This is a genomic window from Streptomyces sp. NPDC005263 (assembly GCF_042872365.1).
In the GTDB taxonomy this organism is placed as follows: Bacteria; Actinomycetota; Actinomycetes; order Streptomycetales; family Streptomycetaceae; genus Streptomyces.
The window spans coordinates 21,392-42,162 of sequence record NZ_JBIAKJ010000014.1 but is presented as its reverse complement, the minus strand read 5'-3'; the positions used below and the strand labels follow the sequence as shown (position 1 = coordinate 42,162).

The following is a 20,771-nucleotide window of genomic DNA, read 5'->3' as shown; positions in this document are numbered from 1 at the left end:
GCGCGTTCCGATAGCCTCGCTGCCGTGATGGAACAGCACTCGCACCAGTTCGAGCGGGGCACCGACGGGCCCAAGGTCATCGTGGTCGGCGTGGACGGATCCGACTCCTCGTTCCGGGCGGCGGCGTACGCCGGTGGTCTGGCCCGGCGCCAGCACGCCCTGCTCGCCGTCGTGTACGTGCAGCCGGTGCTCGCGTCGGGCGCGGCGCTCGGCGCCCCGGTGGCCGCGACCACGGACGAGATCGCCGAGGACCTGGTGACTCAGATCCGTGAGGCGGCCGAACGGACCCGGGGGATATTCGACGTGCGCTGGGAGTTCCACACCTTCCGCGGCGACCCCTTCAACGGCCTGGTGAAGGCGGCGGACGAGTTGAGGGCGGACGCGGTGGTGGTGGGCGCCTCCGAGCAGGCCGGCCACCGGATCGTGGGCTCGGTCGCGGTGCGGCTGGTGAAGGCGGGGCGGTGGCCGGTGACGGTGGTGCCGTAGCGGGGCCGGGGGGCGTCGACACGCCCCTACCGGCCCATCGCGAGCCCGTCCTGAGCGGCGCCCCGGCTCAGTACCACGGTCCGGATGCGGTCACGCACGGCGCGCACGTCGGCGCCCGCGGCGAGCGCCTCGTTCAGGTTCACCACCCGCCCCGCGTCGAGGTCGAACAACTGCGGGACGAACTCCGCCTTCGTGACGCGCCAGCGCTGCCCCTTCCGCGCGGGCGGCGCGAAGGTGAAACGGCCGAGGGTGGACTGGTTTCCGCGCGGGTCCTGGGCGCCCTCGTGGTTGTACATCGCTCCGGCGATCTGGTCGCCCATCCCGTAGATGACCCAGGTGCCGTTGATCTTCTCGTACGCCTGCGGCACATGGGCGTGGGTGCCGAGGATCAGGTCGATGTCGGGGCGGTGTCCGGTGCGGGCGGCGGTGAGCCTGCGGGCCAGGGACAGTTGTTGTTCGTCGGGTGTGTCCTGCCATTCGGTGCCCCAGTGCAGGGACACGACCACCACGTCGGCGCCGGCCTTCCGGGCCGCCCGGGCGTCGGTGACGATCCGGTTCTCGTCGATCAGGTTGACGGCCCAGGGCTGCCCCTGCGGGAGGGGGAGGCCGTTGGTGCCGTAGGTGTAGGAGAGGTGGGCGACCTGCGCCCCGCCCGCGCGCAGCACGGTGACCGTGCGTGCCTCGACCTCGGCGCGGGCCGTGCCGGCGTGCCGCACACCGGCGCGGTCGAGGGCGTCCAGGGTGCGGCGGATGCCGGCGGCACCGTCGTCGAGGCTGTGGTTGGAGGCGGTGGAGCAGCCGTCGTAGCCGGTGGTGGCGAGGGCCTTGGCCACTTCGGGCGGGGACTTGAAGGTCGGGTAGCCGGTGTAGTCGCCGTTCGCGCCGTACACGGTCTCCATGTGACACAGCGCCAGATCGGCGCGGGAGACCACGGGTTTGATCCCGGCGAGCATCGGGCGGAAGTCGTAGCCGGTGCCGCCCGCGTCGGAGTGCGCCCGGTCGATGATGGAACTGTGCGGGAGGACGTCGCCGGAGGCGACGAGTGTGAAGCCGCGGCCGGCGGCGGACGGCGCCGGATGTCCGGCGGACGGTGCGTGGCCCTCGGCCTGGCAGGCGGCGCCCGCCGTGAGCAGGGCCGTCAGGGCCAGCGCCACCTGTCGTCTGCGTGCAATCATCGGCTCACTCCACTGTGATCATATTTACCTACGAATAGGTACGAAGGTGGAGTCGCCCGCAAACGGCTTGCCCGCCCTCTTAGCCCGTCCGGAGGGCGCGAACGGCGGGGAGGGGCCTACTGGGTTCGACGCGGAGGCTCATGGCGACCCGCCGGCGGGAGCGGGCGGCTCATGCGGAGGGAACCGTTCACCGAACCGTTCGTCGACGCGATCGACCGTCCGCCGCAGACCTGTGCGCCCGCCCTGTCCAGAAAGGAGCCCCTGCTGTGCCATACGGCCATGACGGCCGGAACCACACTCATGAACGGGACGACCGCCGAGCACGAGCTCGTCGCACTGCAGCGGGAGCACGGCCGGCCCCTCTTCGCGCTGTTGCTCCGGCTCTGTGACGGCGACCGGCAGCGCGCCGAGGACCTCGTCCAGGAAACCCTCGTACGCGCCTGGCAGCATCCCGAGGCGCTGCGCGCCGACGATTTCGAGTCCGTACGGCCCTGGCTGCTCACGGTGGGCAGGCGGCTCGCGATCGACGCGCGCCGGGCCCGGCAGGCGCGTCCGGCCGAGGTCGGCGACGCCGTCCTGGAGAACGCGCGGGTGTGTGCCGACCACGCCGAGCGGGCGGCCGCGACGCTCGACGTCCGCGAGGCTGTGAAGACACTCACTCCGGAGCACCGCGAAGTCCTGGTGCTGGTGTATTTCCAGGGGGCGAGTGTGGCGGAAACGGCCGAAGTCCTCGGAATTCCACCCGGTACGGTGAAGTCCCGCGCGTACTACGCGCTGCGCGCCCTGCGCCGGGTGCTTCCGGGATACGCGGCCGACCTGCGGTGAAACCAATGGCTGAGTCAAACCTCCGTAAAGCGCCTTGCAGCTGACCCCGGTTGAGTAATCGGGTGTCCCTATCCGTGTTCCGGACTGAGGACCCGGCAACGGGCGACGCGCACGCACCGGAGGAAGGCAGGAAGGGATGCTGCACAGAGGTCAAGAGAGCACGGACGGCGCCGGCGAGGGCGAACTCACCGTCCCCATGGCCTGGTTGTACGCCGAGTACATCGCCGACGAGCTGCTGCGCTCCGGCGATCTGATGCCGCCGACGTCCTTCGAGTTCCGGGCCGGACGGGACGCGCTGGCGCTGACCATCTACCTGTCCGACACCGACCGTGAGCTGTCCGGCATCCAGGTCGTCTCCCAGTTGGAGAACTGGCTGTCGCTGACGGCGTACGACCAGCCGTGGCAGGACTGGGTGGACGAGCGGATGGCCGCGGTAGCCGCCGAGGTGGTCGCCGCGGGCGGCCCGGCGCCCGACCTGGAACTGGCACGCGCGGCCTGGCGCTGGCTGGAGGAGACCGAACTGCTCGCGCCCGATCTGAACGCGGTGCCGGGCGGCGGTGCGGCGGGCGGAGAGGACGAAGGGCCTGAGGTATGGACGCCCGCATGGCAGCTCGGGTTGCCTCTGGGACACCTCGCGATCCATCTTTTTTAAATCGTCTCGACGTGGACCAATCCTCGGGCCCAACGGCTCCGAACCCCTTGGTTACGATTCGGTGTGCGCCTTGAGTGATTCGGCTGGCTGGTGCGTACGGGTGGGAGCAAGGAGCAACCCCCCACCCGCACCCAACGGCACGAGGATTCGGCATGAGGTCCCTGGAGAGGCATCGCGACGTCGGCGCGTACGCGCTCGGCGTGCTGGACGAGGCGGACGCCTTCCGCTTCGAGGACCACCTCATGGAGTGCCCCCGCTGTGCGGCACACGTGACTGAGTTCGGGCCCATCACCCGCCAGATGATGCTGTACCGGAGGGCGACCCCGCGCGTCGTCCACCCGATGGCCCAGCCGGGCCCCCGGATGCTGGACCGGCTGCTCGGCGAGGTCGCGTCCCGGCACCGGTCACGGCGTCGGCGACTGCTGTACGCGCTGGCCGCGTCGGTGGTGTTCACGGTGGCCGGGTCCGGGCTCGCGATGACGGTGAGCGGCACCGCCCAGGACAGCGCCGTGCGGGTGACCGCCGCGACCGACGAGCGGTCGGGCGTGTGGGCGCAGGTCACCTCCGAGGACGAGGTCTGGGGCAGCGACGTGGAGCTGAAGATCAAGGACGGGGCGGGCCCCCGCTCCTGCCGCCTGATCGCGATCGGCGTCGACGGCTCGGAACAGACCGTGACCACCTGGACCGTCCCCCGCCACGACGCCAGGCCGAACACCATGCACGGCGGCTCGTCCATGCACAGCGACGAGATCGACCACTACGAGGTGCGCACCAGCACCGGGGAGCGCCTGGTGACGCTCAAGTCCCGCTGACGGCTACTTCAGCAATCTGGACAGCCTGCGGTCGGCAAGGGGCTTGCCGCCGGTCTGGCAGGTCGGGCAGTACTGGAGCGACGAGTCGCTGAAGGAGACCTCGCGGACCGTGTCGCCGCACACCGGGCAGGGCTCGCCGGTACGGCCGTGGACGCGCAGGCCGCTCTTCTTCTCGGCCTTCAGGCGGCCGGCCGCCACCCCGCGGGAGCGCTCGACCGCCTCGGTGAGGGTGGTGCGCAGGGCCTCGTACAGCCTCGTGGTCTCCTCCGAGGTCAGCGAGGAGGTCGGTTTGAAGGGGGACATCCTCGCCGCGTGCAGGATCTCGTCGCTGTACGCGTTGCCGACACCGGCGATCAGGCCCTGGTCGCGCAGCGCGCCTTTGAGCTGGCGCCTCTCGCCCTTCAGCAGGGTAGCGAGGCGGGCCTCGTCGAAGTCGTCGGCGAGAGGGTCCGGGCCGAGACGGGCCACCCCGGCCACCTCCTGCGGGTCCTGGACGACGTACACCGCCAGGCGCTTCTGGGTGCCCGCCTCGGTCAGGTCGAAGCCGGCGCCGGTCTCCAGGGCCACCCGCAGGGCGAGGGGGCCCTTGCCGGGGCGGGGCGCACCGTCCGGGAGCTTGTCCTTCCAGTGCAGCCAGCCCGCCCGGGCGAGGTGGGTGACGAGGTGCGGGCCCCCGTCGGTGACGAGGTCGAGGAACTTGCCGTGCCGGTGCACGGCGGTGACCTCGTGGCCCTCGACCGCGGTGAGCGGAGGGTCGTACGTCTTCAGGACGCTGATCGCGACGGGCAGCACCCGGACGATCTCGTGACCGACCAGGTGCTCGGCGAGGAAGTCCTTGAGCGCTTCGACCTCGGGAAGTTCCGGCATAGGTCCAGAGTGCCACCGGACACCGGAGTGCTCAGCTCCGCCGCGGCACCCGATCAGCCTCGTTCGGGCACGATTCAGCCTCGTTCACGGCACGGCCCAGCCTCGTTTGCGGCACACTCAGCCCCGCTCAGGCACCACGAACTCGCACCACACGCACTTGCCGCCGCCGCGCGCCTCCACGCCCCACACGTCGGTGAGCAGGTCGACGAGGAGCAGACCCCGGCCGGAGACACCCGACTCGCCCGCGTCGCGGCGGCGGGGCAGGGCGCTGGAGGAGTCCTCGACCTCCACGCGCAGCCGGCGGTCGCTGCCGGTGAAGGCCCTGAGCGTGATGATCGCCGAACCCTCGGTGTGCATCAGGGCGTTGGTGATCAGTTCGTCGGCGACGAGTTCGATCTCGTCGGACCGGTCACGCGCGCCCCAGGCGGCGACCGCGGCGCGGATCATGTGCCGGGCCTCGGCCAGCGCCTCGGGGTCTCCGGGCGCCACGTGCTGCTGGAGCCGGCCCCCGGTCCGGGGTGATTCCAGGGCGCGGCGGCGCAGCAGGAGCAGAGCCACGTCGTCGTCGCCGCGGCGGTCCTCGACCACGTCGATGAGCCGGTCGGCGAGGTCCCGGACGTCGTCCGGGCCGGTGGCGACGAGGGCCGCGAGGGTCCGCATGCCGTCGTCCAGGTCGGCGCCGGGCTGTTCGACGAGGCCGTCGGTGCACAGCAGCAGGGTGTGGCCGGGATCGAGTTCGAGGGTGGTGACCGGGTATTCGAGGCTGTGGAACTCCGCGGACAGGCCCAGGGGCAGGCCGCCCTCGACCGGCATGCGGCGGCAACTGCCGTCGGAATGCCGGATCAGCGGGTCGAGGTGGCCCGCCCGGACCACCTGGACCACGCCGGTCGCCAGGTCGGCCTCGGCGTACAGGCAGGTGGCGAAGCGGTCCGTGTCGAGTTCGTGCAGGAAGACCGAGGCGCGGGCCATCACGGTGGCCGGAGTGTGCCCCTCGGCGGCGTAGGCCCTCAGGACGATGCGCAGCTGCCCCATGACGGCGGCGGCGTGCGTGTCGTGGCCCTGGACGTCTCCGATGACCGCGCCGACCCGGCCGCCCGGCAGCGGGATGAGGTCGTACCAGTCGCCGCCGATGTCCCGGCCGGGGGAACCGCCGGCGGTCGCGGCCCGGTAGCGGACGGCCAGGTCGGCGCCGGGGACGCTGGGGATGGTGCGCGGCAGCATGGCCTGCTGGAGATTGTTGGCGAGGTCCTTCTCCTGCTCGAAGAGCATGGCCCGCTGCAGGCTCTGGGCGATGCTGCTGCCGAGGGCGACGAGGACGTTGCGGTCCTCCGGCGAGAAGGCGCGCCGGTCGCTGTAGAGCAGGCCCATGGCACCGATCGGGCGGGCCTCGGCGATGAGGGGCAGATAGGCGGCCGCGGTGATGTTCAGGTCGGTGATGTGCGACCAGAGGACCGGATAGCGCTCGGCGAACTCCTCCGGCGACTCGATGAAGCGCGGGCTGAGGGTACGGACGACCTCGCTCATCGGGTACGGCTCGTCGATCCGGGTGACGTCGGCGCCGGGGACGAAGCTGCCCTCCGGGCCCTCGGTGACCAGCCGGATCCGGCCGGCCTCGACCAGGCCGAAGACCAGGCTGGTGGCGCCGAGGTGGGTGAGGCCGTGGGTGTCCCTGAGGACGTCGATCACGTCCTCGACGGTGCGGGCGTGCGCCAGGGCGGCGGTGGCGAGCTGCACGACGCTGGTCTGGTGGCGCCGTGCCTCGTCCTGGGCTGCCTGGTCCCCGCGGGACTCGAGCTCGTCGAACTCCTGGGTGGCTTCCCGGACGATGCCGACGATGCGGCGCGGGCGGCCCGTCCGGTCCCGCCGGATGTAGCCCTGGGTGTGGGTCCAGCGCAGGGATCCGTCCCGGCAGCGGAGCCGGAAGTAGGCGCCGTAGTTCTCGCTGCCGTCCTTCATGGCCTGCGCGACCACGGCGTCGAGCCGGTGGGCCTCCGCGCGCGGGACCCGGATCGCGAGGGAGGCGGGGAAGCCGTCGTATTCGTCGGGGCGCAGGTCGAAGACCTCGTGAGCCTGGGCGTCCATGTGGAACAGACCGGTGTCCAGATCCCAGTCGAAACTGCCCATGCGATTGAGCGCCAGGATCGGATCCGGATGGGCGGGCCAGTCGTCCGGGAGTGACAGGGCGCTCGCTCCCCGATCAACCATGGGGACACCTTGCCAGCATTTGCCCGATTCTTCGACCCCCATGTGAGGAATGGGACATGGTTCGTCGTCCGCTGTCGAAGATTGGGGTGGGACGGTCGAGGACGCCGGCCCCGGCGAGGTGACGGGCTCGTCCGGGAGGGGCTCCCGCGATCGGGGCACGTCCGGGGCCGGTCGGGCCGGTCCGCCGGGGATCCTCTGCTTCACTCGATCGGGGTACGCGAGCTGCAGGGAGGTACCCGGAGGATCACCTGGAGGTCCGGCGCGCGGGTGTTCGGCGCGAGAATCGCGTGAGTCGTGTGAGTCGTGTGAGTCACGAGAATGGGGACAGGAGCGCACGTCCGTGGACTGGTTCACCGCACCGGAGTACTGGATGAGCCGGCTGGTCTTCCAGCGGGCCCTGGCCGGCGTGTACCTGGTGGCGTTCCTGACGGCGGCCCTGCAGTTCCGGGCGCTGATCGGAGAGCGCGGGATGCTGCCGGTGCCCCGCTATCTGGAGCGGGTGCCGTTCAGGCGGGCTCCGTCCGTCTTCCACCTGCACTACTCGGACCGTTTCTTCGCCGCCTGCGCCTGGGCGGGCTGCGCGGTGTCGGCGGCGCTGCTGGCGGGAGTGGACTCCCGGCTGCCGTTGGGGGCCGCGATGGCGCTGTGGGCGCTCCCCTGGGCGCTGTACCTGTCGATCGTGAACGTCGGTCAGACCTGGTACGGCTTCGGCTGGGAGTCCCTGCTCCTGGAGGTCGGCTTCCTCGCGGTGTTCCTCGGCAACGACGAGGTGGCCCCGCCGGTCGTGGTGCTGTTCCTGCTGCGCTGGATCCTGTTCCGGGTCGAGTTCGGCGCGGGTCTGATCAAGATGCGCGGTGACGCGTGCTGGCGGAAGCTGACCTGTCTCGACTTCCACCACGAGACCCAGCCGATGCCGGGGCCGCTCAGCTGGTTCTTCCATCGTCTGCCCCGCCCCCTGCACCGGGTGGAGGTGGCCGCGAACCATGTCACCCAACTCGTCGTCCCGGTGCTGCTGTTCACCCCGCAGCCGATCGCCACGGCGGCGGCCTCGCTGATGATCGTGACCCAGCTGTGGCTGGTGCTGTCGGGCAACTTCTCGTGGCTGAACTGGATCACCGTCGTGCTGGCGCTGTCGGCGGTCAGGTTCCCGGCAAACCCGCCGTCGGTGGCCGGGCCGCCGCTCTGGTACGAGGTGGTGGTGCTCGCCGTCGCCGCGCTGCTGGTGGGCCTGAGCCACCAGCCGGTCCGCAACATGCTCTCCCGTCGCCAGGTCATGAACCGCTCCTTCGACCCGCTCCATCTGCTCAACACCTACGGCGCGTTCGGCAGCGTCAGCCGGATCCGCTACGAGGTGGTCGTCGAGGGCACGGCGGACGAGGTACCGCGCGAGGACTCGGACTGGCGGGAGTACGAGTTCAAGGGCAAGCCCGGCGATCCCCGGCGCTGGCCGCGCCAGTTCGCGCCGTACCATCTGCGGCTCGACTGGATGATGTGGTTCGCCGCGCTGTCGCCCGCGTACGCCGGGACCTGGTTCGGGGCCATGGTGGAACGGCTCCTGGAGAACGACCGCGACACCCTGAAGCTGCTGCGCCGCTCCCCGTTCCCGTCCGACGCCCCGCCCCGCCACGTCCGCGCCCGCCTGTTCCGCTACCGCTACACGACCTGGCGTGAGCTGCGGGAGACGGGCGCGTGCTGGGAGCGGACGTACGTACGCGAGTACCTGCCGCCGACCCGGCTATCTGGGGTGTCCCGCGGGTCGTAGAGGTGCGGGGCTCGCGGGCCGTTCAGCGCGGGTGCCTCACAGGCCGTAGACGCGGGTGGCGGTGGTCTCGAAGACGCGGGTGCGGTCGGCGGGGCCGGTCAGCGTGGCCGCCGCGTCCAGCACGTCGCCGTAGGTCGCCGCGAGCGTGCACACCGGCCAGTCCGAGCCGAACATCAGCCGGTCCGGACCGAAGGCGTCCACCACCACCTCGGCGTACGGTCGCAGGTCGTCGACGGTCCAGGAGGCGGCGTCCGCCTCGGTGACCATGCCGGAGAGCTTGCACACGGTGTTCGGCAGGGCGGCGAGGGCGCGGATGTCGCCCGCCCAGGGTTCGAGGGCCCCGGAGGCGATGGGCGGCTTGCCCAAGTGGTCCAGGACGAAGGTGAGTTGGGGCAGACCGGCCGCCACCTCGACGCACGCCGGTAGCTGGTGGGGCAGCACCAGGAGGTCGTAGACCAGTCCGGCGTCGGCGACCGCGGTGAGGCCGCGCCGTACGTCCGCCCGCAGCAGCCACTGGGGGTCCGGCTCGCCCTGGACCTGGTGCCGGATGCCCTTGAGGTACTGCCCGCCGGGGAGTTCCCGCAGCCGGGCCAGTTCGTCGGCGACATCGGGGCGGGTGAGGTCGGTCCAGCCGACCACGCCCGCGATCAGTTCGTGGCCGGCCGCGAGGGCGAGGAACTCCGGGGTCTCCTCGGCGACGGTGACGGTCTGGACGAGGACGGTGCGGTCGACTCCGGCCGCGTCGGCCTCGGGCCCGAGGTCGGCCATCGTGAAATCGCGCCGCAGCGGGCTGTGTTCCTCGATCCAGTCCTGGTCCCGTACGGACAGGTCCCACACGTGGTGGTGCGCGTCCACGGTCACGGCAGCTCCCACACGACGGGCAGACCGGCGTCCGCGCCCTCGCCGGAGTAGTCGTGCACCACGTCCAGCAGTTGGCCCATGCGGGTCTGCCAGGCGACGTTGACCGGGAGGCTTTCCAGTTCGGCCAGGAGACGGGCGTAGTCCTCGCACTCCAGGACGTGGAAGAGGTCGGTGCCGCTGCGCCAGATCGTCCAGGAGGTGGCCCCGGCGGCGCGGATCGCGTCGGTCAGCTCGACCGGGACCTCGCGGTGAGCGGCCTCGTATTCGTCGACGCGGTCGGCGCGGACCGTGGTGTGCAGGGCGACTCTCATGACTGTTCCTCGGTGGGGACGGGGGCGTCGGCGGGTAGCAGGCCGGTGTCACGCAGTTCCTGCCAGAAGGCGGCGGGCACCCGGGCCGCGAACTGGTCGGCGCAGTCGTGGACCTCGGCCGCCGACCGGACGCCGACGAGGACGCTCGCGACGGCGGCGGGGGCGGCGCAGAAGGCCAGGGCGGCGGCCCGCAGGGTGGTGCCGTGGCGGTCGGCGACCGTTTTCAGACGCAGGGCGCGGTCCAGCAACTCGGCTGGTGCCTGCGCGTAGTTGTAGGTCGCCCCGGGCCGGGGGTCGGCCAGGAGCCCGGAGTTGAAGGCGCCGCCGATGACGACGGAGGTGCCGCGTGCCGTGGCGGCCGGGAGCAGTTCGGCGAGCGCGTCCTGGTCCAGCAGGGTGTAGCGGCCGGCGCACAGCACCACGTCGACGTCGGTGTCCCGGACGAAGCGGGTGAGCATCCCGGCCTGGTTCATGCCCGCGCCGATCGCGCCGACCACGCCCTCCGAGCGGAGTTTCTCCAGGGCCGGATAGCCCTCCCGGAAGGCCTGTTCGGCGTGGTCGTCGGGGTCGTGCAGGTAGACGACGTCGACGTGGTCGAGGCCGAGCCGCTCGAGGCTCGCCTCCAGGGTGCGTCGTACGCCGTCGGCGGTGAAGTCCCAGACGCGGCGGTGGGTGGCGGGGACCGCGAAGCCGTTCGCCAGGTCGTCTCCCCCGTCCCGCGTCGGCTCCAGGCGGCGGCCCACCTTCGTCGAGACGGTGTACTCGGTGCGGGGGTGCTCCCGCAGGGCCGCTCCGAGCCGGCGTTCGGACAGGCCGAGGCCGTAGTGCGGGGCGGTGTCGAAGTAGCGCACGCCCCGCTGCCAGGCGGCGGTCACCGCCTCGTGCGCCTGCTCCTCGCCGACCTCGGTGAAGAGGTTGCCGATGGCGGCGGCGCCGAAGGCCAGGGCGCTGACCTCGACGCCGCTTCGGCCGAGGGTGCTCACCGGCCCGCCGGTCGCAGCCGCAGGCCCTGCATGCCGCCGTCCACGGCGAGTGAGGTGCCGGTGGTGGCGCCGGACAGCGGACTCGCCAGGTAGGCGATCGCGCTCGCGACCTCGTCGGCGCTGACCAGCCGGCCGGTGGGCTGGCGGGCCTCCAGCGCGGCGCGTTCGGCGGCCGGGTCGGCGGCTTTGGACAGCAGCCGGCCGATCCACGGGGTGTCCGCCGTGCCGGGGTTGACGCAGTTGACGCGGATGCCCTCGCGGACGTGGTCGGCGGCCATCGCGAGGGTGAGGGAGTACACGGCGCCCTTGGTCGCGCTGTACAGCGCCCGCTGCGGCAGGCCCGCGGTGGCGGCGATCGAGCAGGTGTTGACGATCGCCGCGTGGGTGGATTCCCGCAGGTGGGCCAGGGCGGCACGGGCCACCCTGACCATGCCGACGACATTGACGTCCAGGACCCGGTGCCACTCGTCGTCGGCGTTGTCCTCGATGGTGCCCTGGGCGCCGATGCCGGCGTTGTTGACCACGACGTCCAGTCCGCCGAGGTCGCTCGCCGCGGCCGCGACGGCGGTGCGTACGGAGGCGTCGTCGGTGACGTCGGCCCGGAAGGCGAGCAGCGGCTTGTCCACCGACGACGGGTCCAGGTCGAGTACCGCGACCTGGGCGCCGCGCGCCGCCAGGAGTTCCGCCGTCGCCCGGCCGATGCCGGAGGCGCCGCCGGTCACCAGGGCCTTGAGGCCCTCGAAGTCGGTCATGCCGCCTGTCCCTTCTTGTCCGGGGTCTCGTCCGGGGTCTCGCTTGTGTCACTGGCTCCGAGGTCGGCGGCCCAGAAGGCGCCGTCGGGAAAGGTGTACCGCGCCAGGGACTCCGGCCGCATGGCGGCGGAGAAACCCGGCGTGGTGGGTGCCGTGTAGTGACCCTCGCGGATCACCACCGGGTCGAGGAAGTGGTCGTGCAGATGGTCCACGTACTCGATCACGCGGTCCTCGGTGGTGCCGGACAGCGCCACGTAGTCGAACATCGACAGGTGCTGGACGAGTTCGCACAGGCCGACACCGCCCGCGTGCGGGCAGACCGGGACGCCGAACTTGGCCGCCAGCAGCAGGATCGCGAGGTTCTCGTTGACTCCGGCGACCCGCGCCGCGTCGATCTGGACGATGTCGACGGCACCGGCCTGGAGGAGCTGCTTGAAGACCACCCTGTTCTGCACGTGCTCGCCGGTGGCCACCTTCACCGGTGCCACGGCCCGGCGGATGGCCGCGTGGCCGAGGATGTCGTCGGGGCTGGTGGGCTCCTCGATCCAGTACACGTCGAACTCGGCGAGGGCCTTGGTCCAGCGGATCGCCTCGTCCACGTCCCAGCGCTGGTTGGCGTCGATCGCCATGCGGATGTCGGGGCCGACGACGGAGCGGGCGACGCGGCAGCGCCGGATGTCGTCGTCGAGGTCCGCGCCGACCTTCAGCTTGATCTGCCGGAAGCCGTCGGCCACGGCCTCGGAGGCGAGCCGGGTGAGTTTCTCGTCGTCGTAGCCGAGCCAGCCCGCGGAGGTGGTGTAGGCGGGGAAGCCCTTGGCGAGCAGGGTCGTGGCGCGGTCGGCCGCGCCTTCCCGGCCCTTACGCAGGAGCTTCAGCGCCTCCTCGGGGGTGAGCGCGTCGGTGAGGTAGCGGAAGTCGATCTGTCCGACCAGCCACTCGGGGTCGGCCTCGGCGAGCAGCCTCCACAAGGGCTTGCCGGCGCACTTGGCCGCCAGGTCCCACACGGCGTTGGTGACCGCGCCGATCGCCATGTGCATCACGCCCTTCTCGGGCCCGAGCCAACGCAGCTGGCTGTCCCCGATCAGGTCCCGGAACAGCGAACCCGGGTCGGCGCACAGCTCGTCGACGGACCGTCCGACCACGTGGTGACGCAGTGCGCGGATCGCGGCGACCTGGACATCGTTGCCCCGCCCGATGGTGAAGGTGAAGCCGTGCCCCTCGGGCCCGCCGTCCGCGTCGTCGCTGTCCGTGCGCAGCACGACGTACGCCGCCGAGTAGTCGGGGTCGGGGTTCATCGCGTCGGAGCCGTCGAGCTCCCGCGAGGTGGGGAAACGGATGTCGTAGGTGTCGACCTCGGTGATACGGACGGGCGTCGGGGACACGGAGGGCCTTTCGGTCGTTGGCGGGTCGGGACGGGTCAGTCCTGGGCGCGGCCGGTGGTGACGCGGGCGATCATGAGGGCGAGGAGGATGATGCCGCCGTAGATGGCCTGGATCCAGAAGGACGGCACCTGGGCGAGTTGCAGCAGGGTCTGTACGACACCGAGCAACAGGACGCCGGTGAGGGCGCCGAACATGGTGCCCTTGCCACCGTCGAGACTGATGCCGCCGATGACCGCCGCCGCCATGACCGTGAAGATCATGTTGTTGCCCTGGTTGGCGCTGATCGCGCCGACGTAGCCGGTCAGCATGATCCCGCCGGCCGAGGCGAGGACGCCTGCTACGACGAACACGCCGAACACCACCCGGTCGACCCGGATGCCGGCGGCGCGGGCGGCGTCCGCGTTGCCTCCGATGGCGTACAGGGCGCGGCCGATCCGGTGGTACTTGAGGATCAGTCCGGCGACGCCGAAGCAGAGCGCGGCGACCCACACCGACATCGGTACGCGCAGGAACGTGGTGGTCGCCAGCGAGAAGAACGCGTCGGGCATCGAGAACAGCGTCTTGCCCTTGGTCGCGCCGACCAGCAGTCCGCGCAGGACGATCAGCATGGCGAGGGAGACGATGAAGGCGTTGAGCTTGAGCTTCACCACGAGGAAGCCGTTGAACGCGCCGATCGCTCCGCCCACGACGAGGATCCCGACCAGGGCGAGGGCGGCGGGCCATTCGGTGCCCCAGCCGTACTGTGCGGCGGGCAGCACCAACAGCGCGCCGATGGCGGGCGCGATACCGACCACCGACTCCAGGGACAGGTCGATCTTGCCGATGATCAGCACCAGCGCCTCGGCCAGCACCACCATCGCGAGCGCGGCGGAGGAAGCGAGGATGGAGATCAGGGTGCGCTCGGTGAGGAACGAGTCGTTGACGACGGCGCCGATCACTATGAGCAGCAACAGGGGCGGGACCAGAGCCAGTTCACGGGCCCGGTGAAGCAGCACGCTCCTGAGGGTCTTGCTGTCGGGCGCTTTCACGGGGATGGATGCGGAGGCCGACGGGGCCTTCGTGTCAGCCATGGTCCACTCCTTCGATGGAGGCGATCAGCTCGTGGTCGTGCCAGCCCGCCGGGTATTCGGCCACGACCCTGCCGTGGAAGAGGACGAGGACGCGGTCGCAGCGGCGCAGGTCGTCGAGTTCGTCGGAGACGACCAGGACGGCGGTGCCGTCCTCGCGGGCGGTGTCCACCCGGGACAGCAGGGACTCCTTGGATTTCACGTCGACGCCGGCGGTGGGGTTGATGAGCACCAGCAGACGCGGGTCCGAGGCGAGGGCGCGGGCCATCACGACCTTCTGGGCGTTGCCGCCGGAGAGGTCGGAGACCGGCTGGTCGGGTCCCTCCGCGTGGATGTCCAGCCGCTGGATCAGCTCGGCGGCGAAGCCGCGCTTACGGGCCGCGCCGACGAACCCGTACCGCCCGAGCCGGCCCAGGACACTCATGGTGGCGTTGTCGCCGATGGACATGCCGAAGACGAGCCCCTGGCCGTGCCGGTCGCGCGGGACGCAGCCGACGCCGGCCTTCAGAGCTCCCTGGACATCGCCGAACGGAAGCTGTCTGCCCTCCACCTGTGCGGTTCCGGAGGTCGGAGTGTGCAGCCCGGCGAGGGACTCCGCGAGCGCGATCTTCCCGCTGCCGCTGGAACCGGCGAGGCCGACGACCTCACCACGGCGGACGGTCAGAGCGATGTCCTGGTACGTGTCCGAGGTCAGACCCTGGACGTCGAGGACGACGGACGCGTCGGCCCGTTCCTGTTCCACCTGTTCCGCCTGCTCCACCACGGCGTCCGCGGCAGCCGCCTGCCGCTCGGCCAGCGCCTCCCCCGCCATCGCCTCCACCAGGGAGGCCCTGGGCAGTTCGGCGACGGGTGCGGTCGTGATCCAGCGGGCGTCGCGCAGGACCGTCACCTTCTGGCAGACCTCGTACACCTCTTGGAGGTGGTGCGAGATGAACAGGAAGGTGACGCCGGACTCCTGCAGCGCGCGCATCCTGGTGAAGAGGCGCTCGATCTCACGGTTGTCGAGCTGGGCGGTGGGTTCGTCGAGGACGATGAAGCGGGCGCCCTGGCTCAGCGCCCGGGCGATCTCCACCATCTGACGGTCCTCGACCTTGAGGTCGGCGGTGCGGGCGGTGGGGTCGACGTGGATGTCCCAGGTGTCGAGGACGTCGGCGGCCTCGGCCTGCAGCCGGCGCCAGCTGAAGAAGCCGCGCCGGCTGTCGGGCTGACGGTTGAGGAAGAGGTTTTCGGCGACGGTGAGCTCCGGGACCACGGTGGGCCGCTGGTAGACGCAGGCCACCTTGGAGCGCCAGGCGGTGCGGTCGGTGAGCGGCGGCGCGGGCTCGCCGTCGAAGCTGACGGTGCCCTCGTCCGGTGCCTGGAGGCCGGTGAGGACGGTGACGAGGGTGGACTTGCCGGCGCCGTTGCGGCCGACGAGGGCGTGGGACTCGCCGGGCAGGACGGTGAGCCTGCCGTCGGCGAGGGCGGTGGTGGGGCCGTAGCGTTTGACGACCCCACGCGCTTCAACCAGTGGCGTGCTCATTTGACCGTGTTGCCCCAGAGCTTGGCGTCGTCGACGTTGTCCTTGGTGACCAGGGGCGCGGGCAGCTGGTCCTCGAGGATGCCGCTGGGCAGCTTGACGATGGTCGAGTCGTGGTCGGTCGGACCGGGCTTGAAGGTCTTCCCCTCCATCGCCGCCTTGATGTAGTACATGCCGTACTTGGCGTAGGCGTCGGCGGGCTGGGAGACGGTCGCGTCGATCTCGCCCTTGCGGATGGCGTCGAACTCCTGCGGGATGCCGTCGTTCGAGACGATCGCGATGTGGCCCTTCTGGCCCATCGTCTTCAGCATGTTCTTGGACTTCAGGGTCTGCAGGGTGGGCGCGAGGTAGACGCCGCCCGCCTGCATGTAGATGCCCTTGACGTCGGGGTTGGCGTTGAGCAGCGTGTCCAGCTTGGAGGCCGCGGTGTCGGACTCCCACTTGGCCGGGATCTCCAGGACCTTCAGCTTCGGGAAGTTCTTCTTCACGCAGGCGCGGAACGCCTCGGAGCGGTCACGGCCGTTGACCGAGGCGAGGTCACCCATGATCTGCACGACCTTGCCGGAGGGGATCTGCTTGCCGAGGTACTGGCAGGCCTTCTCTCCGTACGCCTCGTTGTTGGCGCGCACGACCATGGCGACCTTGCCCTTCTCGGGGGCGACGTCCACGGCGACGACCGGCACTCCCTTGCGCTCGGCCTGGTTGAGTCCGGCCTCGATCGCGGCGCTGTCCAGGGGGGCCACGACAAGACCCTTAACCCCCTGGTTGAGCTGGTTGTTGATGTCGGTGATCTGCTGCGAGGGGTCGCTGTTGGAGTTGACCGTCTTCAGCGCGTCCACGCCTTCGGACTTCGCCATCTTGGGTACGTAGTCGTTGTACGACTGCCAGAACGGCGAGGTCAGCAGGGGCAGGATCACCCCGACCTTGCCCTTGCCGTCGCCTCCCGCGTTGGAGGCGCCACCCGTGTCCTTCGTGCTGCCGCACGCGGCGAGCACGAGCGCGGCTCCGACGGCCGTGGCCGCCGTCCCGGCACTCCGAAACCTGTTCCGCTTCCCCACTGTCCTGCCGAGCATCTGGTGGCTCCTCGTTGAGCGGTCTTCGAGCAGATGCCCGCATACTTATCAGACCACTCGGCCAGAGGAACACCCTCCGTGGCCATATTTTCCCGAGTTGAGGCCGTAGTGGTCGGACCACTCTGCCGGTTAGACTGCGGCGCACCCCGCGAGTGGAGGAACGGCGTGGACGAGACAGCCCCCCAGAAGGGGACCGTGACGCAGCGCGCCATCGAGCGGATCAAGGCGATGATCGGCGAGGGCCGGCTGGAGCCGGGCCAGCGGCTGCCCACCGAACGCGATCTGGCGGTCCAGCTCGGCATCTCCCGCAGCTCCATGCGGGAGGCGATCCGCGCGCTCACGGTGCTGGGAGTGCTGGAGGCCCGGCACGGGTCGGGCATCTACGTGACCCAGCTGGAGGCCGGGGACCTGCTGGAGACCTTCGGTGTGGTCGCCGACCTGTCCCGCGGCCCGCGCCTGGTGGAGTTGCTGGAGGTGCGCCGCATCCTGGAGTCGACGGCGACCGCGCTGGCGGCGGCCCGGATCACCCCGGACCAGCTCGCCGAGGTCGAGAAGCATCTGACGGCGATGACCGCCACCGAGGATCCCGAGGTGATCATCGCCCACGACCTGGCCTTCCACCGCGAGATCGCCACGGCGGCCGGCAACGAGACCATGGCCGCGATCCTGGACGGCCTGTCCTCGCGCACCTTCCGCGCCCGGGTCTGGCGCGGCTACCAGGAGGAGGGCGCCTTCGAGCGCACCCGCCGCGAGCACGCCGCCATCCACCGGGCCCTGGTCGCCCGCGACCCGGAGGCGGCACGGGCGGCGGCCGCCGCGCACGTGGGAGAGGTCGAACAGTGGCTGCGGGCGCAGATCGAGAGCTGAGGATCCCACCGGAGCAGGACCCGGGCCCCGCCCCCGACCGGGCCCCACGTCAGGGCCGCCGGAACCGCAGGGTGACCAGCTCGAACGGACGCAGCCGCAGGGACACCCGGTTGCCCTCGCGCTCCGGTTCCGGTACGTCGGCCAGCGGGCGTTCCAGCAGGTCGGTGGCCGTCACCCGGTCGAACGCGAAGTCCGCCGTCAGGGTGGCCCGTGCCCGGCCGCCGTGCGCCTCGTGGAAGCGGACGACCACGTCCGAGCTGCCGTCGTCGGCCAGTTTCACCGCGGTGACCACCACCGCGGCCGCGTCGACCGTCACCAACGGCGCGCTCTGCCGGGCGCCGGTCACCCGCCGCTCGGGCACGTTGATCCGCCAGCCCTCGCGCACGGCGTCCCCGATGCCCGCCCCGGGCACCAGGGCGTGCCGGAAGCGGTGGACGCCCTGGTCGGTCTCGGGGTCGGGGTAGCGCGGGGCGCGCAGCAGGGAGACGCGGACGGTCGTCGTCGTACCGCGGTCGCCCTCGGTACGGACCGTCCGGGTCACGTCGTGGCCGTACGTCGAGTCGTTGACGACCGCGACGCCCCAGCCCGGCTCCTCCAGGTGGATGAAGCGGTGGTTGCACGCCTCGAACTTGGCCGCCTCCCAGCTGGTGTTGGTGTGGGTGGGCCGGTGCACGTGCCCGAACTGCGTCTCGGACGCGTACCGCTCGGCGTGCACGTCGAGCGGGAAGGCGAGCTTGAGGAACTTCTCCGTCTCGTGCCAGTCGACCTCGGTGTCCAGGACGAGCCGCCGCTCCCCCGGGGCGAGCGACAGCACCTGGGTGACGCGGGAGGCTCCGAAGGACCGGACGATCCGCACGCCCTCCTCCACGGCGACGACCTCGTCCGCGTCGGTCAGGTCCATGACCGTGTTGCGGTAGAACTCGTCGACGTCCCAGGCATCCCATTTGTTCGGGAAGTCGGGGTGGAGCTGGAGGAGGTTCGCGGCCCGGCCGGGTGCCACCGTCTCCCGGTCGGCCTCGGTGTCGTACGCGGAGACCACCAGACCGCGGGCGTCGATCTCGACGCGCAGGAGGCCGTTGTCGAGGACGTGGCCGCCGCCGGGCCGCTCACCGATCGTGGTCCGGCCGGTGGCGGCGGGTGTGCGGGCGCCGCCCGCCGGGACGCCGTCGCGGGTGTGCGGGGCCGCGTTGAAGACGAGGGGGGTGGTGCCCTCGCCGGCCAGCGCACGCTGGGCGGCGGCGATGACGTCGTTCAGTTCCCCGGCCACCCGTTCGTAGGTCGCGCGGGCCTCGCGGTGCACCCAGGCGATGGACGACCCCGGCAGGATGTCGTGGAACTGGTGCAGCAGCACCGTCTTCCACATACGGTCCAGCTCCTCGTACGGATAGGGGAATCCGGTCCGTACGGCCGCCGTCGCCGCCCACAGCTCGGCCTCGCGCAGCAGGTGTTCGCTGCGGCGGTTGCCCTGCTTGGTCCTGGCCTGGCTGGTGAGGGTGGCACGGTGGAGTTCGAGGTACAGCTCGCCGACCGGGTCGGGGTACTCGGCCTCGGCCTTCTCGAAGAACTCCCGCGGCGTCTCCCAGACCACCGTCGCCGAACCCTCCAGGTCCCTGAGCCGTGCCGCCTTGGCGACCATCTCGCGGGTGGTGCCGCCGCCCCCGTCACCCCAGCCGGTGGGCGCGAGGGAGTGCCGGGCCACTCCCTTGTCCTTGAAGTTGCGGGCGGCGTGGGCGATCTCGCCGCCCTCCATGGAGCAGGTGTAGGTGTCGACGGGCGGGAAGTGGGTGAAGATCCGGCTCCCGTCGATGCCTTCCCAGGTGAAGGTGTGGTGCGGGAACCTGTTCGTCTGCGACCAGGAGATCTTCTGCGTCAGCAGCCACTTGGAGCCGGCCGCCTTGATGATCTGCGGCAGCCCCGCGGCGAAACCGAAGGTGTCGGGCAGCCACGCCTCGTCGTTCTCGATCCCGAACTCGTCGAGGAAGAACCGCTTGCCGTGCACGAACTGCCGGGCCATCGCCTCCGAGCCGGGCATGTTGGTGTCCGACTCCACCCACATCCCGCCGGCCGGCACGAACCGGCCGTCCGCCACGGCCTTCTTCACCCGCGTCCACACCTCGGGCCGGTGCTCCTTCACCCACGCCCACTGCTGGGCCTGCGACATGGCGAACACGAAGTCCGGCTCGTCCTCCAGGAGAGCGGTCATGTTCGACGTCGTCCGGGCGACCTTGCGGACGGTCTCGCGCAGCGGCCACAGCCACGCCGAGTCGATGTGCGCGTGACCGACGGCGCTGATGCGGTGCGCGGAGGGCACGGCGGGCGCGGACAGGGCCGGTCGCAGGCGCGAACGGGCCCGTTCCGCAGTGCCGTTGACGTCCTGGAGGTCGATCACGTCCAGGGCACCGTCCACCGCGCGCAGGATCTCCCAGCGGCGCGCCGACTCCACCGGCAGCTCGGCCATCAGTTCACCGAGCACTTCCAGGTCCATCACCAACTGCCACACCGTCTCGTCGAAGACGGCGAGGTCCATGCGGGTGAGCGTGTACTGCGGCTCACTGCCCGCGGTCTCCCTGTCGCCCAAGGGGGTGGGCAGGAACCGGAACGGGTGGTGCTCGAGGATGACGGGGTTGGAGGCGGCCTCGATGTGCAGGCGCACCTCCTCGCCGCCCTCGACGGGCGCGCCGATCCGCACCCACTGGTTGCGCGGGTTCAGGCCCTTCACCGGGGTGCCGTCGGGCCGGTAGACCAGGCCCTCGCACTGGAAGCCGGGCAGGTTCTCGTCGAAGCCGAGGTCGAGGAGCGCCTCGACCGTCCGGCCGGCCCACGTCGTCGGCACGGTCCCGGTGACGCGGAACCAGCTGGTGCCCCAGGGGGCGCCCCACCGAGTGCCCACCGCGATGGGTTCGGTCCGGCCGGCGAGCCCTTCGGCGACCGGCACCGGTTCGCCGGGCGCGTGCCACACCGCCACGTCCAGCGGCACGGACTCGGGGTACACGGCGGGGCGGACGCGCTCGTGGAGGACGCGCTTGAGGCGGGCTTCGACCAGGTCGCGGTCGTCATGCATGCGGTGTGCTCCGTACGAAGTCCGGGGGACGGGGCCCGGGGCGGTTGGTTACCTGGGGTGGGTCACGAGGACGTGGCCGACGAGGTGTACAGCTCCCCCGCGGCACGCGGT

General features: G+C 71.2%; 18 protein-coding genes. 6 read left to right on the top strand and 12 right to left on the bottom strand.

Translation table 11 applies throughout. From position 1 onward, the window contains the following. Window positions 1-24: 24 nt before the first annotated feature. Window positions 25-486 (top strand): universal stress protein, encoded by a 462-nt coding sequence (locus tag ACFYRY_RS39345; protein WP_389157220.1) that lies wholly within the window; start codon window positions 25-27, stop codon window positions 484-486. A 26-nt stretch (window positions 487-512) separates the two neighbouring features. Here ACFYRY_RS39345 and ACFYRY_RS39340 read toward each other — a convergent pair whose 3' ends face one another. Further along, complete coding sequence (locus tag ACFYRY_RS39340) at window positions 513-1,661, bottom strand: CapA family protein (protein ID WP_389157217.1); 1,149 nt, start codon at window positions 1,659-1,661, stop codon at window positions 513-515. A gap of 279 nt (window positions 1,662-1,940) precedes the next feature. Between ACFYRY_RS39340 and ACFYRY_RS39335 the strand changes: the two genes are divergently transcribed. The 3 genes from ACFYRY_RS39335 (at window position 1,941) to ACFYRY_RS39325 (ending at window position 3,950) form a co-directional block, all read left to right on the top strand. Then, complete coding sequence (locus ACFYRY_RS39335; RefSeq protein ID WP_389157437.1) at window positions 1,941-2,486, top strand: sigma-70 family RNA polymerase sigma factor; 546 nt, start codon at window positions 1,941-1,943, stop codon at window positions 2,484-2,486. 136 nt (window positions 2,487-2,622) lie between these two features. Then, on the top strand, window positions 2,623-3,138 hold the full coding sequence (locus tag ACFYRY_RS39330; protein WP_389157215.1) for a hypothetical protein: 516 nt from the start codon (window positions 2,623-2,625) through the stop codon (window positions 3,136-3,138). 152 nt (window positions 3,139-3,290) lie between these two features. Continuing rightward, entirely contained in the window at window positions 3,291-3,950 is a 660-nt protein-coding gene (locus ACFYRY_RS39325; protein WP_389157212.1) for a zf-HC2 domain-containing protein, read from the top strand. Between the two features lie 3 nt (window positions 3,951-3,953). On the opposite strand, the gene ACFYRY_RS39320 is transcribed toward ACFYRY_RS39325, so the two are convergent. Both ACFYRY_RS39320 and ACFYRY_RS39315 read right to left on the bottom strand, forming a co-directional pair. Next, window positions 3,954-4,817, bottom strand: a complete 864-nt coding sequence (locus ACFYRY_RS39320) for an Fpg/Nei family DNA glycosylase (protein ID WP_389157209.1) — start codon at window positions 4,815-4,817, stop codon at window positions 3,954-3,956. 117 nt (window positions 4,818-4,934) lie between these two features. Further along, window positions 4,935-7,022, bottom strand: a complete 2,088-nt coding sequence (locus ACFYRY_RS39315; protein WP_389157206.1) for a SpoIIE family protein phosphatase — start codon at window positions 7,020-7,022, stop codon at window positions 4,935-4,937. A gap of 340 nt (window positions 7,023-7,362) precedes the next feature. Between ACFYRY_RS39315 and ACFYRY_RS39310 the strand changes: the two genes are divergently transcribed. Then, a complete protein-coding gene (locus ACFYRY_RS39310; RefSeq protein WP_389157203.1) occupies window positions 7,363-8,784 on the top strand; it encodes a lipase maturation factor family protein in 1,422 nt (473 codons plus the stop codon). 36 nt (window positions 8,785-8,820) lie between these two features. Here ACFYRY_RS39310 and ACFYRY_RS39305 read toward each other — a convergent pair whose 3' ends face one another. The 8 genes from ACFYRY_RS39305 to ACFYRY_RS39270 are packed head-to-tail and all read right to left on the bottom strand — an operon-like array spanning window position 8,821 to window position 16,732. After that, on the bottom strand, window positions 8,821-9,645 hold the full coding sequence (locus ACFYRY_RS39305) for an amidohydrolase family protein (protein ID WP_389157200.1): 825 nt from the start codon (window positions 9,643-9,645) through the stop codon (window positions 8,821-8,823). Next, window positions 9,642-9,956: an L-rhamnose mutarotase gene (locus ACFYRY_RS39300; protein ID WP_389157198.1), complete on the bottom strand. Its 315-nt coding sequence runs from the start codon at window positions 9,954-9,956 to the stop codon at window positions 9,642-9,644. Before ACFYRY_RS39300 ends, ACFYRY_RS39305 begins: the two co-directional genes overlap by 4 nt. Further along, window positions 9,953-10,939, bottom strand: a complete 987-nt coding sequence (locus ACFYRY_RS39295) for an aldo/keto reductase (RefSeq protein ID WP_389157195.1) — start codon at window positions 10,937-10,939, stop codon at window positions 9,953-9,955. Before ACFYRY_RS39295 ends, ACFYRY_RS39300 begins: the two co-directional genes overlap by 4 nt. After that, on the bottom strand, window positions 10,936-11,691 hold the full coding sequence (locus tag ACFYRY_RS39290; protein WP_389157192.1) for an SDR family NAD(P)-dependent oxidoreductase: 756 nt from the start codon (window positions 11,689-11,691) through the stop codon (window positions 10,936-10,938). Before ACFYRY_RS39290 ends, ACFYRY_RS39295 begins: the two co-directional genes overlap by 4 nt. Beyond that, window positions 11,688-13,073 carry an L-fuconate dehydratase gene (locus ACFYRY_RS39285; protein WP_389157189.1) on the bottom strand — a complete coding sequence of 462 codons (1,386 nt, stop codon included), beginning with the start codon at window positions 13,071-13,073 and terminating at the stop codon, window positions 11,688-11,690. Before ACFYRY_RS39285 ends, ACFYRY_RS39290 begins: the two co-directional genes overlap by 4 nt. Before the next feature lie 35 nt (window positions 13,074-13,108). Continuing rightward, entirely contained in the window at window positions 13,109-14,143 is a 1,035-nt protein-coding gene (locus ACFYRY_RS39280; RefSeq protein WP_389157186.1) for an ABC transporter permease, read from the bottom strand. Further along, window positions 14,136-15,662, bottom strand: coding sequence for a sugar ABC transporter ATP-binding protein (locus ACFYRY_RS39275; protein ID WP_389157183.1), 1,527 nt, complete (start codon window positions 15,660-15,662; stop codon window positions 14,136-14,138). Before ACFYRY_RS39275 ends, ACFYRY_RS39280 begins: the two co-directional genes overlap by 8 nt. Further along, complete coding sequence (locus tag ACFYRY_RS39270; protein ID WP_389157181.1) at window positions 15,659-16,732, bottom strand: sugar ABC transporter substrate-binding protein; 1,074 nt, start codon at window positions 16,730-16,732, stop codon at window positions 15,659-15,661. Before ACFYRY_RS39270 ends, ACFYRY_RS39275 begins: the two co-directional genes overlap by 4 nt. A 165-nt stretch (window positions 16,733-16,897) precedes the next feature. Between ACFYRY_RS39270 and ACFYRY_RS39265 the strand changes: the two genes are divergently transcribed. Continuing rightward, complete coding sequence (locus tag ACFYRY_RS39265; protein WP_389157178.1) at window positions 16,898-17,599, top strand: FadR/GntR family transcriptional regulator; 702 nt, start codon at window positions 16,898-16,900, stop codon at window positions 17,597-17,599. 49 nt (window positions 17,600-17,648) lie between these two features. Here ACFYRY_RS39265 and ACFYRY_RS39260 read toward each other — a convergent pair whose 3' ends face one another. Beyond that, window positions 17,649-20,660, bottom strand: a complete 3,012-nt coding sequence (locus ACFYRY_RS39260) for an alpha-mannosidase (RefSeq protein WP_389157176.1) — start codon at window positions 20,658-20,660, stop codon at window positions 17,649-17,651. Between the last annotated feature and the right edge of the window lie 111 nt (window positions 20,661-20,771).

Bases quoted from the DNA above. Each gene is read 5' to 3' on its own strand.
- ACFYRY_RS39315 (WP_389157206.1), bottom strand. From the start codon at position 7,022: ATGGTTGATCGGGGAGCGAGCGCCCTGTCACTCCCGGACGACTGGCCC.
- ACFYRY_RS39280 (WP_389157186.1), bottom strand. From the start codon at position 14,143: ATGGCTGACACGAAGGCCCCGTCGGCCTCCGCATCCATCCCCGTGAAA.
- ACFYRY_RS39290 (WP_389157192.1), bottom strand. From the start codon at position 11,691: ATGACCGACTTCGAGGGCCTCAAGGCCCTGGTGACCGGCGGCGCCTCC.
- ACFYRY_RS39270 (WP_389157181.1), bottom strand. From the start codon at position 16,732: ATGCTCGGCAGGACAGTGGGGAAGCGGAACAGGTTTCGGAGTGCCGGG.
- ACFYRY_RS39325 (WP_389157212.1), top strand. From the start codon at position 3,291: ATGAGGTCCCTGGAGAGGCATCGCGACGTCGGCGCGTACGCGCTCGGC.
- ACFYRY_RS39330 (WP_389157215.1), top strand. From the start codon at position 2,623: ATGCTGCACAGAGGTCAAGAGAGCACGGACGGCGCCGGCGAGGGCGAA.
- ACFYRY_RS39335 (WP_389157437.1), top strand. From the start codon at position 1,941: ATGACGGCCGGAACCACACTCATGAACGGGACGACCGCCGAGCACGAG.
- ACFYRY_RS39320 (WP_389157209.1), bottom strand. From the start codon at position 4,817: ATGCCGGAACTTCCCGAGGTCGAAGCGCTCAAGGACTTCCTCGCCGAG.
- ACFYRY_RS39275 (WP_389157183.1), bottom strand. From the start codon at position 15,662: ATGAGCACGCCACTGGTTGAAGCGCGTGGGGTCGTCAAACGCTACGGC.
- ACFYRY_RS39300 (WP_389157198.1), bottom strand. From the start codon at position 9,956: ATGAGAGTCGCCCTGCACACCACGGTCCGCGCCGACCGCGTCGACGAA.
- ACFYRY_RS39260 (WP_389157176.1), bottom strand. From the start codon at position 20,660: ATGCATGACGACCGCGACCTGGTCGAAGCCCGCCTCAAGCGCGTCCTC.
- ACFYRY_RS39340 (WP_389157217.1), bottom strand. From the start codon at position 1,661: ATGATTGCACGCAGACGACAGGTGGCGCTGGCCCTGACGGCCCTGCTC.